General features: G+C 36.0%; 17 protein-coding genes. 13 read left to right on the top strand and 4 right to left on the bottom strand.

Annotated elements, in window-relative coordinates; genetic code table 11:
• Positions 1 to 3: 3 nt before the first annotated feature.
• Positions 4 to 669 (bottom strand): O-methyltransferase, encoded by a 666-nt coding sequence (locus tag IGL98_RS04820; protein WP_206911587.1) that lies wholly within the window; start codon positions 667 to 669, stop codon positions 4 to 6.
• 202 nt (positions 670 to 871) lie between these two features.
• Here IGL98_RS04820 and tmk point away from each other — a divergent pair, with 202 nt between their 5' ends.
• The 11 genes from tmk to IGL98_RS04875 all read left to right on the top strand — a co-directional run bounded on the left by tmk (position 872) and on the right by IGL98_RS04875 (position 10622).
• Positions 872 to 1516, top strand: a complete 645-nt coding sequence (tmk, locus tag IGL98_RS04825; protein WP_069645447.1) for a dTMP kinase — start codon at positions 872 to 874, stop codon at positions 1514 to 1516.
• Positions 1517 to 1530: 14 nt separating this feature from the next.
• Positions 1531 to 1860 (top strand): cyclic-di-AMP receptor, encoded by a 330-nt coding sequence (locus IGL98_RS04830; RefSeq protein ID WP_206846412.1) that lies wholly within the window; start codon positions 1531 to 1533, stop codon positions 1858 to 1860.
• Between the two features lies 1 nt (position 1861).
• A complete protein-coding gene (holB, locus tag IGL98_RS04835) occupies positions 1862 to 2812 on the top strand; it encodes a DNA polymerase III subunit delta' (RefSeq protein WP_206846411.1) in 951 nt (316 codons plus the stop codon).
• A 14-nt stretch (positions 2813 to 2826) separates the two neighbouring features.
• Positions 2827 to 3666 (top strand): PSP1 domain-containing protein, encoded by an 840-nt coding sequence (locus IGL98_RS04840; RefSeq protein WP_069645444.1) that lies wholly within the window; start codon positions 2827 to 2829, stop codon positions 3664 to 3666.
• Positions 3659 to 4006 carry a DNA replication initiation control protein YabA gene (locus IGL98_RS04845; protein ID WP_010773302.1) on the top strand — a complete coding sequence of 116 codons (348 nt, stop codon included), beginning with the start codon at positions 3659 to 3661 and terminating at the stop codon, positions 4004 to 4006. Before IGL98_RS04840 ends, IGL98_RS04845 begins: the two co-directional genes overlap by 8 nt.
• Positions 4007 to 4090: 84 nt before the next feature.
• The gene (gene rsmI / locus IGL98_RS04850) at positions 4091 to 4957 is read left to right on the top strand and encodes a 16S rRNA (cytidine(1402)-2'-O)-methyltransferase (protein ID WP_206846409.1); all 867 of its coding nucleotides are present in this window, start codon (positions 4091 to 4093) and stop codon (positions 4955 to 4957) included.
• A 260-nt stretch (positions 4958 to 5217) separates the two neighbouring features.
• Entirely contained in the window at positions 5218 to 6435 is a 1218-nt protein-coding gene (locus tag IGL98_RS04855) for an ammonium transporter (protein ID WP_206846408.1), read from the top strand.
• 11 nt (positions 6436 to 6446) lie between these two features.
• On the top strand, positions 6447 to 6788 hold the full coding sequence (locus IGL98_RS04860) for a P-II family nitrogen regulator (RefSeq protein WP_069645441.1): 342 nt from the start codon (positions 6447 to 6449) through the stop codon (positions 6786 to 6788).
• 130 nt (positions 6789 to 6918) lie between these two features.
• Positions 6919 to 7896, top strand: coding sequence for an HD domain-containing protein (locus IGL98_RS04865; RefSeq protein WP_206846406.1), 978 nt, complete (start codon positions 6919 to 6921; stop codon positions 7894 to 7896).
• A gap of 45 nt (positions 7897 to 7941) precedes the next feature.
• Entirely contained in the window at positions 7942 to 9090 is a 1149-nt protein-coding gene (gene dinB, locus IGL98_RS04870; RefSeq protein ID WP_069645439.1) for a DNA polymerase IV, read from the top strand.
• Positions 9091 to 9203: 113 nt separating this feature from the next.
• Positions 9204 to 10622 (top strand): cryptochrome/photolyase family protein, encoded by a 1419-nt coding sequence (locus IGL98_RS04875; protein ID WP_206911586.1) that lies wholly within the window; start codon positions 9204 to 9206, stop codon positions 10620 to 10622.
• Positions 10623 to 10677: 55 nt separating this feature from the next.
• On the opposite strand, the gene IGL98_RS04880 is transcribed toward IGL98_RS04875, so the two are convergent.
• The 3 genes from IGL98_RS04880 to nrdD form a co-directional block, all read right to left on the bottom strand.
• Complete coding sequence (locus IGL98_RS04880; protein ID WP_206846403.1) at positions 10678 to 11466, bottom strand: SDR family oxidoreductase; 789 nt, start codon at positions 11464 to 11466, stop codon at positions 10678 to 10680.
• Positions 11467 to 11648: 182 nt separating this feature from the next.
• A complete protein-coding gene (nrdG, locus tag IGL98_RS04885; protein ID WP_069645434.1) occupies positions 11649 to 12251 on the bottom strand; it encodes an anaerobic ribonucleoside-triphosphate reductase activating protein in 603 nt (200 codons plus the stop codon).
• A 323-nt stretch (positions 12252 to 12574) separates the two neighbouring features.
• The gene (gene nrdD, locus IGL98_RS04890; protein ID WP_206846401.1) at positions 12575 to 14767 is read right to left on the bottom strand and encodes an anaerobic ribonucleoside-triphosphate reductase; all 2193 of its coding nucleotides are present in this window, start codon (positions 14765 to 14767) and stop codon (positions 12575 to 12577) included.
• A gap of 310 nt (positions 14768 to 15077) precedes the next feature.
• Between nrdD and IGL98_RS04895 the strand changes: the two genes are divergently transcribed.
• Complete coding sequence (locus IGL98_RS04895) at positions 15078 to 15845, top strand: ABC transporter ATP-binding protein (RefSeq protein WP_206911585.1); 768 nt, start codon at positions 15078 to 15080, stop codon at positions 15843 to 15845.
• Entirely contained in the window at positions 15835 to 17919 is a 2085-nt protein-coding gene (locus IGL98_RS04900) for an ABC transporter permease (RefSeq protein ID WP_206846400.1), read from the top strand. The genes IGL98_RS04895 and IGL98_RS04900 overlap by 11 nt, the downstream gene beginning before the upstream one ends.

Raw genomic sequence — 17919 nt, forward strand, 5'->3', positions numbered from 1 at the left:
TTTTTACTTTTCAACTATACTGATCGTGAAACCATCGTATCCCTTAACGCCCACTGTTTCAATAGCTGTTGAAGTTAAGGTTTTAGAAGTTGAAAGATCATCGACAAAAGAGCGTACCCCTAAAACTCTTCTATCAGAACTTTTTGAATCAAGAACAGTCCCTTCACGAACAACGTTGTCACCAATAATAATGGTTCCTGGTGTTGAAAGTTGCAGTGCGTAGTGTAAATAAACTGAATTATTTTCTTTATCTGCATCAATAAAGATTAAATCGAATGGTGCCGTTTGAGTTTGGATCATTTCTTCTAAACTATCACAAGCAGCTCCTACAACAATCGTTGTTTTATTTGAAACACCAGCTAGGGCTAAATTCTCTTTAGCAACGTCTGCATGGGTTTTATCATATTCAAGGGAGATGATCTGTCCATCATCATCTAAAGCTTTAGCAAACCAAAGTGTACTATATCCGCCAAGTGTACCAATTTCTAAAATACGTTTGGCTCCTTTTATTTTTGCAAGAAGATAAAGAAATTTTCCTTGAGAAGGGGATACATCGTGAGGCGGTAATTTATACTTTTGGTTATTGGTCAGGATTTGATCAAAGACAGGATCGTTTTCTACTAATTTTTCAATAAAATAAGCATCAACTGCTGCAAATAAATTTTCCAAAAAACTCACTCCCATTTTGTTGTTATTATCTCTAATTCGATTATACGTCTTTTCAATCAAATGGCAAAATCTATTGGGCTTTTCATTCCAGTTTTATTTATTCATCAAGAAATTTTTAATAATAAGGAATTCAATTAGACTGATTGTAGCAGATAAAGTATAATAGATAGAAGGAATCAAAGTAAGTAAGGGGATTAGTAAAGTGCAAGGTATTTTTATAACGATCGAAGGGCCAGATGGCGCAGGAAAGACAAGTGTATTGAATGAGTTATATCCAAGACTGGATCTGGCAGCAGAGAGAAGCATCATTAAGACAAGAGAGCCTGGCGGTATTCCCATTGCTGAGAAAATTCGTCAAATCATCTTAGATCCAAGAAATCAGGAGATGGATGAGCGGACTGAAGCATTGCTTTATGCAGCAGCTAGACGTCAGCATTTGATGGAAAAAGTTTTGCCTGCATTAGAAGAAGGCAAAATTGTTTTATGTGATCGTTTTGTAGACAGCTCATTAGCCTATCAAGGTGCTGGGCGACGTATTGGCGTTGAAGCAATAGCTGCAATCAATGAGTTTGCGATTGAAGGGACGGTACCTGATTTTACGATTTACTTAGACGTAGATTCAGATACAGGACTGAACCGTATCAAAAATAATCGTCAACAGCAAATCGATCGATTGGATTCTGAAGGACTTGAGTTTCATCAACGGGTTCGTCACGAGTATTTAAAACTAGTAGAAGAAAACCCAGAAAGAATTACGAAGATTGATGCCAGAATGAGTTTGGAAGATGTTGTGGAAGCAACCTTTCAAGCGATCGTAAAACGTTATCCAGAATATTTTAGAAACTAGGAAGGTGACCGAATATGAAAATTATTTTAGCGATTGTCCAAGATAAAGATAGTAACCGTTTAGCCAATGAACTTATTGATACCAATATTCGTGCAACAAAACTTTCTTCAACAGGCGGCTTTTTAAAAGCTGGAAATAGTACATTTATCGTAGGGATCGATGATGATCGTGTGGATGAAGCATTGGAATTGATCAAAAAAACATGCCAATCTCGTAAACAATATGTGTCAACTCCTGTAACACTAGATATTACGATGGATGGACAAGTGCCTTATCCTGTTGAGGTTGAGGTGGGCGGCGCAACTGTCTTTGTTCTCCCAGTAGAAGGATTCCATCAATATTAAGATGAATGAAGCATACGTTTTAAATGAACAACAACCGTTGCTTTACCAGCAACTTCAAAAAAGTTTTGAGCATGGTCGTCTTGCCCATGCTTATCTTTTTGAAGGCGATACAGGAACTGGTAAAAAAGAATTTGGTTTATGGATGGCAAAACACATTTTCTGTACGAATCTGACCGAAAATAATCCTTGCAATCAGTGCAATAATTGTCTGCGGATCAATGAAAATGAACACCCAGATGTCTTACGAATCGCACCAGATGGTCAGACGATCAAAGTGGATCAAATCAGAGCCTTGAAGGCAGAATTTAGCAAAAGTGGGGTAGAGACCGCTCAAAAAGTCTTCTTGATCGAACAAGCAGATAAGATGAGTATAGGTGCTGCGAACAGCTTGTTAAAATTTCTAGAAGAGCCGGAAGGAAAGGTTTTAGCGATATTAGAGACGACGTCTTTAGCGAAAATTTTACCGACGATCCAATCACGCTGTCAGGTTCTTCATTTCCAACCTTTAGTTAAGGAAAGACTGGTTCATGCTTTGGTAGAATCTGGCATCAATAAAAATACAGCAACTCTTTTGGCAGAGTTGACAAATAGTTTTGACAAAGCAGTTGAAATCTCTCAAGATGAATGGTTTAATGAAGCTAGGGAAATAACTCAACAGTGGTTTGATTACATGATAAAAGATGATTTACAAGCTTTTGTCTATGTTCAAAAAAAGATGATCAAGGTCTTTAAAGAAAAAGATCAACAAGCGTTGAGTTTTGATTTATTACTTGCTTATTACCGCAAACAACTCACTGAAAGTGTAGCAGAAGAACAGCTCAAACGTGTGATAGAACAACAAGCACAACGAGTTGAACTGATTTTGAAAGCACGCCAAAAGTGGGAAGCAAATGTCAGCTTTCAAAGTGTTTGTGAGCAATTAGTGATACGAATGATTCACCCTAAAACATAAATAGGAGGATGAAAATGGTAGAAGTAGTAGGAGTTCGCTTCCGTGAAGCAGGTCATATCTATTATTTTGCTCCTGGAAAATCAGAGTATTTTTATAATGACAAAGTGCTTGTGGAATCACAGCAGTCTAAACAGCTTGCCACAGTGGCGATACCGAAAAAATCTATTGATCCGGAAGATTTACCTGAGGATTTAAAGCCCATTTTAAATAAAGCATCAGAAACTGATTTAGATAAGGAACAAAAGAACGTAGACGATGCAAAAGCTGCATTAAGTGTGGCCAAAGAAAAAATTCGAGCACATGAATTAGAAATGAAATTAATTCGTGTTGAATATACATTTGACCGCAGCAAGATGGTTTTTTATTTTACAGCAGATGGTCGAATCGACTTTCGTGAACTCGTCAAAGATTTAGCGGCGATTTTCCGTACGAGAATCGAATTGCGTCAAATCGGTGTCAGAGATGAAGCTAAGATTTTAGGTGGAATCGGTCCATGCGGTAGACAATTATGCTGTTCGACTTTTTTAGGTGACTTTATGCCAGTATCGATCAAAATGGCAAAAGATCAAGGTTTATCGTTAAATCCAGTAAAAATTTCTGGTTTATGCGGACGCTTGATGTGTTGTTTAAAATACGAAAATGATGAATACGAAGCAGCGAAAAAAGAATTACCTGATTATGGTAAAGATGTGATCACACCTGATGGAAAAGGCCGAGTAGTTGGTTTGAATCTATTGAGCCGTATCATCAAAGTCCGTTTAGTAGGACGTGAAACGGCTGTAGAATACGATTACGAAGAAATAAAAGAAGCGACAGAAAAAGCTCAAGCCGAAAAAGGTGATCACAATGGATAAACGTTCTTTATACGATGGTCTGAGTTCTTTAGAGACGGATCTACAAGGAACTTTGGGACAATTATCAGAGATTAAAGAAGCACTTCACGAGTTAGTTGAAAAAAATACAACCCTTGAAATTGAAAATCAACGCTTACGGGAACATTTACAGGAATTGACTAAATTAGCCAGTGACCCAAATGACCCAGCTAAGCAGGAGTTATCTAAATCTCGAATGAATTTGGAAAAACTTTATGAAGAAGGATTTCATGTCTGTAATATTTTATACGGTTCACGTCGTGAAAATGATGAAGAATGTGCTTTTTGTTTAGATGTCATTTATGGCGAAAGATACAAATAAATTTAATCAAATTAATTGGAGAGGCTGTGACAAAATTTGTCTCAGCCTCTTTTATATTAACCTTAGCGCTGAAAAGGAGTAATTATGCAAAAACAAAAAAGTTTTGATTCATCCAGCATTGGGCAGCTATATTTGGTGCCGACACCAATCGGAAACTTAGAAGATATGAGCTTTCGCTGTATCAATATCTTAAAAGAAGCAACGATCATTGCGAGTGAAGATACCAGAAATACGCAAAAATTACTGAATCACTTTGAGGTATCGACTCCTCAAATCAGTTTCCATGAGCATAATTATAAAGAACGGATTCCACAGTTTATTGAACGTTTAGAAGCTGGCGAATTGATTGCTCAAGTAAGCGATGCGGGAATGCCTTCGATTAGTGATCCAGGTCATGAATTAGTTGAAGCGTGCATCGAAGCAGGAATCAAAGTGATCGCGTTACCTGGTCCAACAGCAGGAATCACAGCATTGATTGCTTCAGGATTATCGCCGCAACCATTTACATTTTATGGCTTTTTACCTAGAAAGAAAAAAGAACAAATGGATGTTTTAGAGAAGCTAAAAACAGCAGTACCAACGCAAATTTTTTACGAATCACCTCATCGAATTGCTACAACGATAAAGCATTTTTCAGAAGTATTTGGGGAAGAGCGGAAAGCCGTGATTTGTCGTGAATTAACGAAACTCCATGAAGAATATCTCCGCGGCACTTTGGCGGAATTGAGAGATTATTTAGCCGAGCACACGTTAAAAGGGGAGTGTTGTCTTTTAGTTGAAGGTGCTGATGGATCGGAAGTAGCAGAAAATGCAGATTTAGAACTTTCAATCAAGGAACATATCGATGTATTGATGAATACAGGAAGTTCTTCTAAAGAAGCAATCAAAGAAGTTGCAAAGCTACGAGGATTGAAAAAACAAGAAGTTTATAAAGAGTTTCATATAGATTGAAATGAGAGTGGAAAATAAGCTGATTAAAAAAGTCAGTTTATTTTTTTTGCAGTAATCGGTTTACTCAATTGACCCCAGAGAATAGAATGAAACCGTTATATTGGTATAGATGTTATTTTTTATAACGTAAATTGTCAGAAAAATGAAATTATTTTGTTTGTTTAAAGGATTTTTGCTAGGATAATTCAAAAAATGGTGCTAAAATAACCGACAAAGCTAAAATGAAGGTTGGCTTAATTTTTTAATTGGAGGGGTTTGTTATGGAAACAGGAAATATTGCATTTATTATGATTTGTTCAGCAATGGTCTTTTTAATGACACCTGCCTTAGCATTTTTTTACGGCGGACTGGAACGAAGAAAAAATATCCTCAACACAATGATGATGGTGATTTGTGTGATGGGATTAGCTTCGGTTCTTTGGATCATCTTAGGTTATTCAATGTCTTTTAGCGAGGGAAATTTATTTGTTGGAAACTTTGACAAGCTATTTTTTAATCATGTTTCAATGACGAAAGGTGATACGATTCCAGAAGGTCTATTTGCTGGTTTTCAAATGATGTTTGCCTTGATTACGACAGCAATTATTACAGGCGCCGTTGTTGGACGGATGCGATTTTCTGCGATCTTTTTATTCATTGGTATTTGGTCGATCATCGTTTATTATCCGATGGCTCATATGGTTTGGGGCGGAGGTTTCTTAGACGAAATAGGGTCGATCGATTTTGCAGGCGGAAATGTAGTTCATATTAGTTCTGGGATTTCAGGTCTTGTATTAGCTATTGTTTTAGGACAACGTCGAGAATATCGGCAAACTGAGTATCGTCCACATAACATTCCGTTCGTCGTTTTAGGTGCTGGTCTACTATGGTTTGGCTGGTTTGGATTTAATGCTGGATCTGCGTTGGCAGCCGACGGGTTGGCGATCCACGCAATGCTTACGACGAATACGGCGGCTGCAAGCGGGATGCTTTCATGGATGTTGATCGAAAAGTTGGCAATTGGAAAACCTACAGTGGTCGGTGCCTGTACAGGTGCTGTCGTGGGCTTAGTTGCGATCACACCAGGTGCGGGTTTTGTTTCCCTTTGGAGTTCCTTTGTTCTAGGAGCGTTAGTTAGTCCGTTTTGTTATTATTTTATTTCATTTGTTAAACATAAATTTGGGTATGATGATGCGCTAGATGCTTTTGGTTGTCATGGTGTTGGTGGTATTTTTGGCGGGGTTATGACTGGAATATTTGCAGACCCTGCTATTGGTGGTAAAACTGGATTAATCTATGGTGGGACAGAATTATTTGTGGCTCAAGTTGCTAGTATAGCTTTTACGATCGTATTTGCTGGAGCCGCTAGTTTTCTCATCATCAAAGGAATTCAATTATTCATGCCGATTCGAGTTTCAGCCAAAGAAGAAGCATTAGGATTAGATCGAATCGAACATGATGAAACAGCGTATCCGACATTTATGGGGTTAGATTCTTAGGAGGAAAATCGATGAAAAATGTAGAAGCAATCATTCAGCAGGAAAAATTAGAAGAACTGAAAGTGAAAATGGATGACAATTTTGAAGCATTAGGGATGACGGTAAGCCAGGTGTTAGGTTTTGGTAACCAAAAAGGGTTAAAAGAATATGTCCGTGGCCAAGAAATCATTACGACATTATTACCTAAAGTAAAAGTTAGTTTTGTTGTTTTGGATGAAGAAGTAGAAGAAGTTATTTCCTTGATTTTGTCTATTTGCCAGACAGGTGAAGTAGGAGATGGCAAGATTTTTGTTTATAATGTAGAAGAAGCGATCCGAATTAGAACAGGTGAACGTGGAGCAGAAGCGATTTGATTATTATAGATGTGGGAGCAGAGCTAAAAGTAGTTCTGCTCTTTTTTTGTTGAATAAAATCAGTTGTAAATGAACAAATGTTCGTATATAATGTTTATAAAAGATGATGGGATTTATAAAGGAGAAAAGAATGATTGTTGAGGATGTTCTATATGGTTCGTATGAAGTAGAAGAAGTTCTAGCGACATTGATTTTATCAGAAGAGATTCAGCGTTTAAAGGATGTTCATATGGCTGGACCAGCATTTTTGATCAATTCAGCATGGAATGAGACAAGATACGAGCATTCTATTGGTGTTATGATGTTGATTAGACGACTTGGCGGGACCGTGGAAGAACAAATAGCAGGGCTGCTTCATGATGTATCACATACTGTATTTTCCCATGTGATCGATTTGGCTTTATCTAATGAAGCCGATGACTATCACGAGCAGATCAAGGCACGATTAATTGAACAATCAGCAATTCCAACTCTATTGAGGCAGTATGGTTTTGATTATGAAAAGATTTTATTGGATGATGAAAAATGGCCGTTACTAGAACAAAAAGCACCTTTACTTTGCTGCGATAGAATCGATTATACATTGAGAGAAGTGTACCGATATTTTTCTGTTCCAATACAAGAAATCCAGCAATTTTTAAATTCAATCAAAATCATAAAGGAAAAGATTGTTTTGAGCTCAATTGATGAGGCAATTTGGTTTATAGATCAGTATAGAAAAGTAGTGATCGACTTTTTTTATGATCCACGAAATATTTGTAGCTATGAGTGGATGGCAAACGCAATTAGACTTGGATTTGAGAATAATGAAGTTACTCTGGATGATTTATTGACGACCGATTCTATATTTCTTGAAAGGTTAAAATCAAGTGATTCTAATGAAATCATACAACTATTGAAAAAAATGGATCATCCGCCGAAATATACTGTTTGCTCTAGTGATGATAACTATGATATTCAGCAAAAGAAAAAAATAAGATTTGTTGATCCTTTGGTAGAAGAAACTGATAAAATTGTTTCAGTGTCAACTGTGTCACAACTAGCTCAAATAAAGATTGAAAAATTGCTTGATGATAGTAAAAGAGGAATTTTTCTTAAATTTTATTAAGGATCAAATGATCCGCTGTATCTACTTGAAAGGAGGAGGGCGATTATGATCAGTGAACTACGTTTTCCCTTAAAGAAGGATACTTCTCGCAAAATTATTCATATCGATATGGACGCATTTTTTGCTTCTGTAGAAGAACGAGATCATCCAGAACTAGTCGGACATCCTTTAGTGATCGCCCGACATCCTAGTGATACCGGTGGTAAAGGTGTTGTGACGACCGCGAACTATGAAGCCCGAAAATTCGGAATCCATTCCGCAATGAGTGCTCAAAAAGCCTTTGAATTGTGCCCAGATGCTATTTTTAAACCAGGAAATTATGAAAAATATTCTGAAATTTCTAAGCAAATTAGAGAAATTTTTCATCGCTATACAGATATTATCGAGCCAGTTTCAATCGATGAGGCTTATTTAGATGTAACAACAAATAAAATAAACAGCAAATCAGCGATCAAGATTGCTAAATTAATTCAATACGACATATGGAATGAACTGCATTTAACTTGTTCAGCAGGTGTCAGCTATAACAAGTTTTTAGCGAAATTAGCTTCTGATTTTCAAAAACCTAAAGGCTTAACAGTTGTGATGCCAGATGATGCTGAAACATTTTTGAAGGCACTGCCGATCGAAGCATTTCATGGAGTGGGTAAAAAAACAGTCCCAAAAATGCATGATTTAGGCATATACACTGGTGAAGATCTGTACAAACAAGATGAAATGGAACTGATCCGTAATTTTGGTAAAATGGGTTATTCACTTTACCGAAAGGTTCGTGGAATTCATGATTCCCCAGTAAATATAACAAGAGACCGTAAATCAGTAGGCAAAGAACATACATATGGCACCCCGCTTACGACTGAAGCACAAGTGACTGCTCAGTTACGACAGCTGGCACAACGGGTGGAGGAATCATTAGAAAGAGTCCAAAAGCATGGTAAAACCGTTGTTTTAAAGGTTCGATATGCAGATTATACAACGGTGACGAAACGTCAGACGCTTCCAGAATATATTTCTAAAAAAGAAGAACTATATTATCAAGCAAACTTGATTTGGGAAGAAATTCTTGGACTTGAACAAGGGATTCGATTATTAGGAATAACATTAACAAATCTTGATCCAATGTCCTACGAGAATATGGTTTTACCTTTATGGGAAAAGCAAAAGACAGAAGAGAGTGAAGAGTTAAGGAACTAACTCGGTAATCAATTTTTTAGTTGAATTAGGCAGAGGTTTGTAAATTTTAGTGATAAATTAGTATCTATGTTACGATCTAAATACTATTCATAAATACGAAAGGAAAAAATTCAATGAGCAAAACAATTATGTGGTTTCGCAAAGACCTTCGTTTAGATGATAATACAGCTTTTAGTGAAATGATAAAGAATAGCAAAGATACAGATGAACTCGTCTGTCTTTTTCAGCTAAATCCAACACAATTTTTAGAAGATAGTTATAATCATGATACTTTTTTCTACAGTTTGGTTACTTTTGTTGAGCATGCTAAAGCAAATAATATAGTAATCCATTTTTTATATGGAGATGTGGAAGAAAATTTTATAGAATTAAAAAAGACGTATCAAGATTGGAATACAGTATATTTTAATAAAGATGAACGTGGTTTTGGCAGAGAACGTGATCAAAAAATGACTGCTTTTTTTGAGCGCAATCAAATTCAGGTACATTCGTATCAAGATAGTCATTTACATGGCGTACAGGAAATTAAAAAGCCAAATGGTGAAAGTTATAAAGTATTTACTCCTTATTTTAGAAAGTGGCTGACAATGCCCAAACGCCCCTATGAAAGAACAAGGAGGCTTGATCGAACATTTGTCAAACTTACTCATCCATTATTTAGTGAGGGCGAAAAACAGTTTAGCCAAATCATTGAAAAAATAGAGTTGCCCTTTGATTATGAATGTGGAGAGGCGGTAGCTGAGAATTATCTAAAAGAATTTATAAAAAAACACTTACACGATTATCAAAAAGGACGAGATTTTCCTTTTTCGGATCAAACAAGTAAACTTTCAAGATTTTTAAGGACAGGTGAACTATCGATCCGTAAAGTTTGGTATGCGCTTAATGCTGAGCCGGATTCTGATGGTCGTCAAACCTTTATTTCAGAACTTTGCTGGCGAGATTTTTATAATATGATTTATCATGAGAATCCTAAACAGAAAACACAAGAAATCAAAGAGCAATACAGACAACTGCACTGGAATTATAATCAAGAAGTTTTTGAGCGTTGGAAAAATGGTCAGACTGGTTTTCCAATCGTAGACGCTGGAATGAGACAACTCAATCAGACTGGCTGGATGCATAACCGTTTGCGAATGATCGTAGCTTCATTTTTGACAAAAGATTTAATGATCGATTGGCAGCTAGGGGAAAAGTACTTTCAACAAAAGTTGATCGATTATGATGCTGCAAGTAACATTGGCGGCTGGCAATGGGCATCTTCTACCGGAACAGATGCAGTTCCTTATTTTAGGATATTCAATCCTACCACACAAGGTGAAAAATTTGATTCGCAGGGTGATTTTATTCGTCAATTTATTCCAGAATTAAAGGCTGTACCAAATAAATATATTCATGAGCCAAGTAAGATGCCTATGGAGCTCCAAAAGTCTATTGATGTTTTGATTGGAAAAGAATATCCAGATCCAATTGTTGATCATAGTAAAATTCGCTCAGAGATTCTTGCATTTTTTAAAGCAGCTTCTTCATAGAATACAAAAGAAGGACAATACTAAAAATAGTAGTTTTGTCCTTCTTTTGTATTTATTAAAGCAAAGATTCTGCTCCATCCACATAAAGTTCAGTTCCAGAAATATTAGCTGAAGCATCCGTTGCTAAAAATAAAACAGATTGAGCAACTTGGTCACTGGTTCCTGTTTCATTTTTTAACGGACGATCACCTTCGGGAAATTCCACTTTGATCTCCACTTCTTTTAATTCATCAGAATAAGTTGTCTTTTCATTGATTGCTGTGTCGATAGCTCCCGGACAGATTGCATTTACACGAATGTTATAACGAGCGAGCTCTAATGCGGCCATTTTTGTAAACGCTACTTGTCCAGCTTTAGAAGCACTATATGCTGAAGCACCAAAATTATTAAAAATTCTAGTACCATTGATAGAGCTTGTTATAATGATCGAACCGCCGTTTTCTTTCATATGTGGTATTGCAAATTTTGTACATAAAAACGTACTACGTAGATTTGTGTTCAACGTACGATCCCATTCATCAATTGTCAATGTTTCAATTGGCGCCCAAGTTCCATTTATTCCGGCATTACTGAAAAAGATATCTAACCCTTCTAGACTGTCAGTCAACGCATCAATCGCTTTTTTTAGGCTGATTTCATCCGTCACATCCACACTTCGATAATAACATTCATGTCCTTTGTGCTTAAAATCTTTAGAAATAGTTTCTAAACGATTTTGATCGGCATCAATCAAACCAACAATGAATCCTTGTTCAATAAATAATTTAGCTGTAGCATAACCAATTCCTGAAGCGGCTCCAGTGATGATGGCTTTTTTAGTAGCTGAAGGTTGATTTCTTGTCATAATAGTTGATCCTCCTATATTTTTGATAACAGATTATTCTATTTTCTATTGTAATATACATATAAAAGATGAGCCAATAATTCGATAGGGGATTAAAATTAAATACGAAAATCAAATAAAGTAGCAAAAGAATTCTTCTGCTACTTTATCAGGTAATGTTAGTTTTATTTATGATCTAAACTTTAAATCAATTTGCCTTTTTTTATTTGCTCATAGGCTTGTTCAGCATCATGGCATTTGTCCCAAATGACAGCTTGCCCACTAGCTAAAGATTTTTTGACATCGATGATTCGCTGATTGCTGCTGCCTCTGAATTGTAAATTCAAATTTCTTTTCGATAACTCAAAACGTCCGTCAACTAAAATATCTATTTTTCTTAATAATTCAAGTTTATCGTCGGACTCTAACAGGAGTTCTTCAAAAGTATAACCAGACCAAGACCAGATATCTTTTTCTTGTCCAAATTCTTGATGAACTCGATCAACAACAGTCAAACAAACTTCTGTATTTAAAAAGGGTTCACCGCCTAATAAGGTCAGTCCTTGTACATAATCGTGAGATAAATCTTCAATAATTTTATCTTCTAATTCTTTGGTAAAAGGTTTGCCGTAGCGAAAATTTTGGACTGCTTGATTAAAGCAACCTTCACAAGCAAATAAACAACCGCTAACATATAGGCTATTTCGGACACCTTCACCATCTACAAAGTTAAATGCTTTATAATCGGCAATATAATTTTGACTAAGTTCCTCTGCTAGCCATTCTTGTGGTTTAGGATTTCTCATTTTTAGTCATCCTTTCAAATAAAAACGATGCCTGCAAAAGTGCAGGAGACATCGTTTTTTGGTGATTGGTTCGTTCCGTTTTTTATTTAATCTAGCTGCATAAGCCAGCTCTCTTAATAATAAGGAGTAAAAATCCGCGATAAAAAACATCGCTATATTTTTCTTCCTTATTATTCGAGAGCTAAACGGCTTATTCCGCTTTTTATTTAATCTAGCTGCACGAACCAGAACTCTCAACAAATAGATAAAATACTGTAAAGATAAAAAGCATCTTCACATTATTTTCCTAATTTGTTCGAGATCTAACCGGTTCGTTCCGCTTTTTATTTCATATGTTTTACTCGAGAAGATATTTCTTTATGTCTTCCATGAACCATAGGCCGTGCTTGGGGATTGCCTAGATAGCCGCAAGTTCGTTTCACAACATCACAGGATTTTGGATCGTGGTTACCGCATTGTGGGCATTCAAAGCCACGTTGTGTTGGATTAAAATCACCTTCAAAGTTGCATTCGTAACAGTGATCGATCGGTGTATTTGTTCCCAGATAGCCAACACGATCATAAGCATAATCCCAAACAGATTCCAAAGCTTTAGGATTTTGCTGTAAAACAGGATATTCACAGTAATGAATAAAACCGCCAGAGCAATATTGTGGATAATCTTTTTCAAAATCTAGTTTTTCAAAAGGAGTTGGATTTTTACGAACATCATAATGGAAACTGTTTGTGTAATATTCTTTATCCGTAATATTTTCTACCACTCCGAATTTTTCAGTATCTAAACGACAGAAGCGATCAGTCAAACTTTCACTAGGCGTTGAATACACGCTAAAGTGATACCCATAATCATTGCCCCATTCATCTGCATGAGCTTTTAAATCCTTTAAAATTTCAATCGTAAAGTCTTTCGCTTCAGGATTGGTTTCCCAGTCACCACCGTAAAATGCAGATGCGACTTCGTATAAACCAATATAACCTAGCGAAACAGTCGCACGTTTATTTTTGAATAATTCATTAACCGATTCTTTTCTAGACAAACGTTTTCCAAAAGCCCCGTACATATAAAGGATAGGAGCATTTGCAGGTGTTGCTTCTTTACAACGTTCAACACGATAAACTAAAGCATCTTTCATTGTTTCAAGACGCTCACCTAAAAGTGTCCAGAATTTATCCACATCACCCTGGGCTTCCATTGCAATTCTCGGAAGGTTCAAGGTAACAACGCCTAAATTCATACGGCCTACATTGATTTCTTCTCCCTGTTCATCTTTCCAGCCTTGTAGGAAAGAACGACATCCCATCGGTACTTTAAAGCTGCCTGTTAAATCAACTAACTTATCATAATTTAAGACATCAGGGTACATCCGCTTTGTTGCACATTCTAATGCCAATTGTTTTACATCGTAGTTTGGATCTGTTTCATTTAAATTTACACCACGTTTTAATGTGAAAATCAATTTAGGAAAAATAGCCGTTCTATGTTCACTTCCTAAACCATTGATCCGAATTTGTAAAATTGCTCGTTGAATTTCACGTTCAAACCAGCTCAGACCCAAACCAAATCCTAAAGAAGTAAAAGGTGTCTGACCATTGGAAGTGAATAAGGTATTGATTTCATATTCTAAACTTTGCATCGCATCGTAAATGTCTTTTTTTGTTTTACTTTTAGCGTAGGCTTCTTGACGATCAGAGCCTTCGATCCATTCTTTTGCATCTGCTAAATGTTTTTGATAATTTAATTCAGCAAATGGTGCTAATAATTCATCCACACGGTCTGCTGAACAACCGCCGTACTGGCTTGATGCTACGTTTGCAATGATTTGCGAGATTTGGGCAGTCGCTGTTTGGATAGACTTTGGTGCTTCAACTTCTGCATTTCCGATTTTAAATCCATTATTCAGCATACCTTTAAAATCAATCAAACAGCAGTTTGTCATTGGTGTATATGGATGGTAGTCTAAGTCGTGATAATGGATATCGCCTTTTTGATGTGCATTAGCAACATGAGGAGGCAACATTTTAAGCCCAATCGATTTACCTACGATCCCAGCTGTTAAATCTCGTTGTGTATTGAAGACATCACTGTCTTTATTGGCGTTTTCATTCACGACAGATTGATCTTTATTGATCAACTTACCAATTGTAAAGTTGATATCTGTAGCTTTACTACGCTGAAAATCACGGCGAGTACGGTAATTGATGTATTCTTCTGCTAACTCATATTCATTTCTTGCTAGTAAAATATGTTCGACGATATTTTGGATTTCATAGATTTTTACATCTTCAACGAAACGATCTGAAATTTCCTGATCGATTCTTTCCACAATTTCTTGAATGCGTTCATGGGCAAGCGGGTCCAAAGAACCGCGAATTTTTTGTTCAGCTTTGATCAAAGCGTCATAAATTTTTCGATCATCAAAATCAACCAATCGTCCATCTCTTTTAACGATTTTCATCGTGTGTAAGGCTGAATCAGTAGAACTCACTTCATTATTAGCTTGCTTAATCTCCATCATTGCTACCCATCTCCTCATAGATTTATTCCTTCACTATCATAAAACAATTCAATAAATCTTTCAACTATATATAGTGTGAAATTTAATTTTTCACATACATTCACAACTACATATAGTGTTTATGAGAAATGAAAAAATAGTGAAAACAACTGCCTAAAAGGTTTGTGGAAATTGTCACAACATTCTCCCTTAGAAAAATAAATGATTACTAAATTTTTTTTTATTATTACTTAATTGTAAGAGGAAACGATGTTCAGCCACACAAAATATTGATAGAATAGGGATAACGAATAAACTGGAGCGAAAAAATATGAAAAAAATTTTAGAAGTAAATCATTTGAGCAAATCATATGGGTATCGAAATAATAAAGTGCAGGTATTGAATAATATTTCCTTTTCAGTTGATCAAGGGGAATTTGTAGGGATCATGGGACCAAGCGGCGCAGGTAAATCCACTTTATTGAGCACTATCTCAACAATTGCGTTACCAACGATCGGAACGGTTCAAATCGATGGTCAAGACATTTTAAAAATGCGAGATAATCAAATTAGTGATTTCCGACGCAAAAAGTTAGGCTTTATCTTTCAAAATTTTAACCTAATGGATACCTTGACTGTAAAAGATAATATCTTGCTGCCTTTGACTGTTGATCGAATGTCCTTAGCTGAAATGGAGGAGCGCTTAGTACATGTTGCCAACGTTTTGGGGATCGACCAAATATTGAATGCTTATCCAAATGCTATTTCTGTTGGACAAAAACAACGAGCAGCTGCAGCTCGTGCGTTGATCACCAAACCAAAAATAATTTTTGCAGATGAACCAACAGGATCTTTGGACTCTAAGTCGGCGGCTGAGTTGCTGCAATATATGACAAATATGAACTTACAAGATGATGCGACGATCATGATGGTCACGCATGATCCTTATACTGCAAGTTACTGCAATCGTATTTTGTTTATTAAAGATGGTGTGATTTTTTCAGAAGTGGTTCGACAAGGCTCAAGAAAAGAATTTTTTAATCGGGTAATCGATATGCAGGCAACGATTGGTGGAGGTGGTCGTGCCAATGATTTTTAATTTGTCATGGAAAAATTTCAAAGGCCAATTTCTCAATTATTTAGTTTACTTTGTCAGTATGACCTTTGCGGTAGTTGTTTACTATTGTTTTAGTGCGATTACTTATAATAGAGCACTGGCAAATCGAGTCGGGCAAGAGGTCCACATCAACGGAGCGATGAATTTGGGCGGTGTTCTTGTTGTGGTCATGATTTTAGGCTTTATGTTTGCAGCGAATCATTTCTTCTTATTAAAACGAGGGAAAGAAATCGGTTTATATCATTTAATCGGTATGCGAAAAGGTCGGATTTCATATTTATTTTTTGTGGAAACACTCATTTTAGGGGCAGCATCTTTAGTTACTGGGATTTTACTAGGGATTATTTTATCTAAGCTATTTTCGATGATTCTGGCAAAAGCGATGTTTTTACAAGTGGAAAGTCTATTTTTCGTTTCAATTCCATCTATGGTTCAAACAAGTATAGTATTTGTTTTCATGTTGCTGGCGGTCTCACTTCGAAGTAGTTGGCTGATTTATCGTTATCAAGTAACAAACTTACTTAAACCAATCGAAAAAAATACAGCTAACCCAAATAAATTGTCACTATTAAAAGGGTGTTTAGGTATTCTTGGGTTAGTGTTTATTAGTATGGGTTATTTTTTGTCGTATAACGTCATTCGTTTTGGGGCAGCTTTAACACATACATCCATAGGTTTTTCTGGTTTTTTTCTTGTTCCTTTAGTAATAATGTTTACTTGCATAGTGGGAACGTATCTATTTTTTAAATACACGATGTACTTAATTGCGTTTCTGTTTGGAAAGAGTAAATTCAATTATTATCGAGATTTGAATATGTTAGCATTAGGAAATACCAAACTTCATATTAAAAGAAGTGGAAATACGTTATTTACAGTGACTATTTTTATTGCAATTGCATTAGGGATGATCGGCGGAGCAGCATCTATTTATACATTAGGAATGAATTCAGTAAATTCAACAGCACCAACTGATTTTATTGTCGCAGAAGATACTTTCAAGGAAGTAGAGCAAATAATCGAAAAGGAAACGGATACAAATATTGATTCATTAGTTAAATTAAATTATAAGTTGACGGGTGGCCAATTTCATCTTAAAATTGGACAGGACGAAAAAGAAAGCAGAATTAGTCCTGTAAATCTATTGTCACTTTCAAATTATCGGGAATTTCAAAAAATAAACCCTTATTTAAAAAATATCAATCTAAAAAGTAAACAGGACGTTGTTATTTTAGATAGTATACAGAATATGCTAAGTGGTTTTATTCGTTACGACTCTACTATTAATTTATCACAAGGAATTAAACTTCATGTTTCTGATGTGCGGCTAGATTATTTGGGTCAAGTTTTATTAAGGTACAGTTTCCCTACAATTGTGGTATCGGATGAACAGTTTAATGCGATAAACTCCGGCATTACATACACGCTCAGGGCCTTTAGTGTACAAGCAAAAGATGAAGAAGCTTTGGCTAACAAATTATCGGAGGCTGTAAAACCTAATTGGATCGCACCTGTTTATTACAAGTATCAGTGGGACAATAATCGGTTGGAAGGCTATACATCAAAAACTAGCCTACACCCTGAAAAAAAGAATCCCCAGGAGTACTCAGAAGAAGATGAACAGGAATATTCCCAATTAAACTATGCTAGTCGTTTTACTGAACTAAGATATCAGAGAAGAGTAATGGGATTATTTATTTACGTGGCAATGTTTTTAGGCATTTTAGCACTGATCATAACAGGCAGTATTTTGATGTTGCAACAATTTTCTGAGGCTGAGCGAGAAAAAGAAAGTTATGATCTGTTAAAGAAAATCGGTATTCCTAAAAAAGAAATCACCAAACTTGTTTATCAGCAAAACAGCATTATTTTCTTTCCACCGATGATCATTGGTGTCTTACATGCAACGTTTGCGATTTATGTTTTTAGTAAATATATCTCAAGTTCTGGTTATTGGTTAGCCTATCTTTCTTGCGGGATGTTGATATTGATTTATTTAGCGTATTATTTCTTAACATCAGCGATTTATTCTCGGATTATCCATGGAAGAGATTGGTAA

Origin of the sequence: Enterococcus sp. DIV0840 (genome assembly GCF_050527835.1) — a bacterium.
Taxonomy (GTDB): Bacteria; Bacillota; Bacilli; order Lactobacillales; family Enterococcaceae; genus Enterococcus_L; species Enterococcus_L ureasiticus.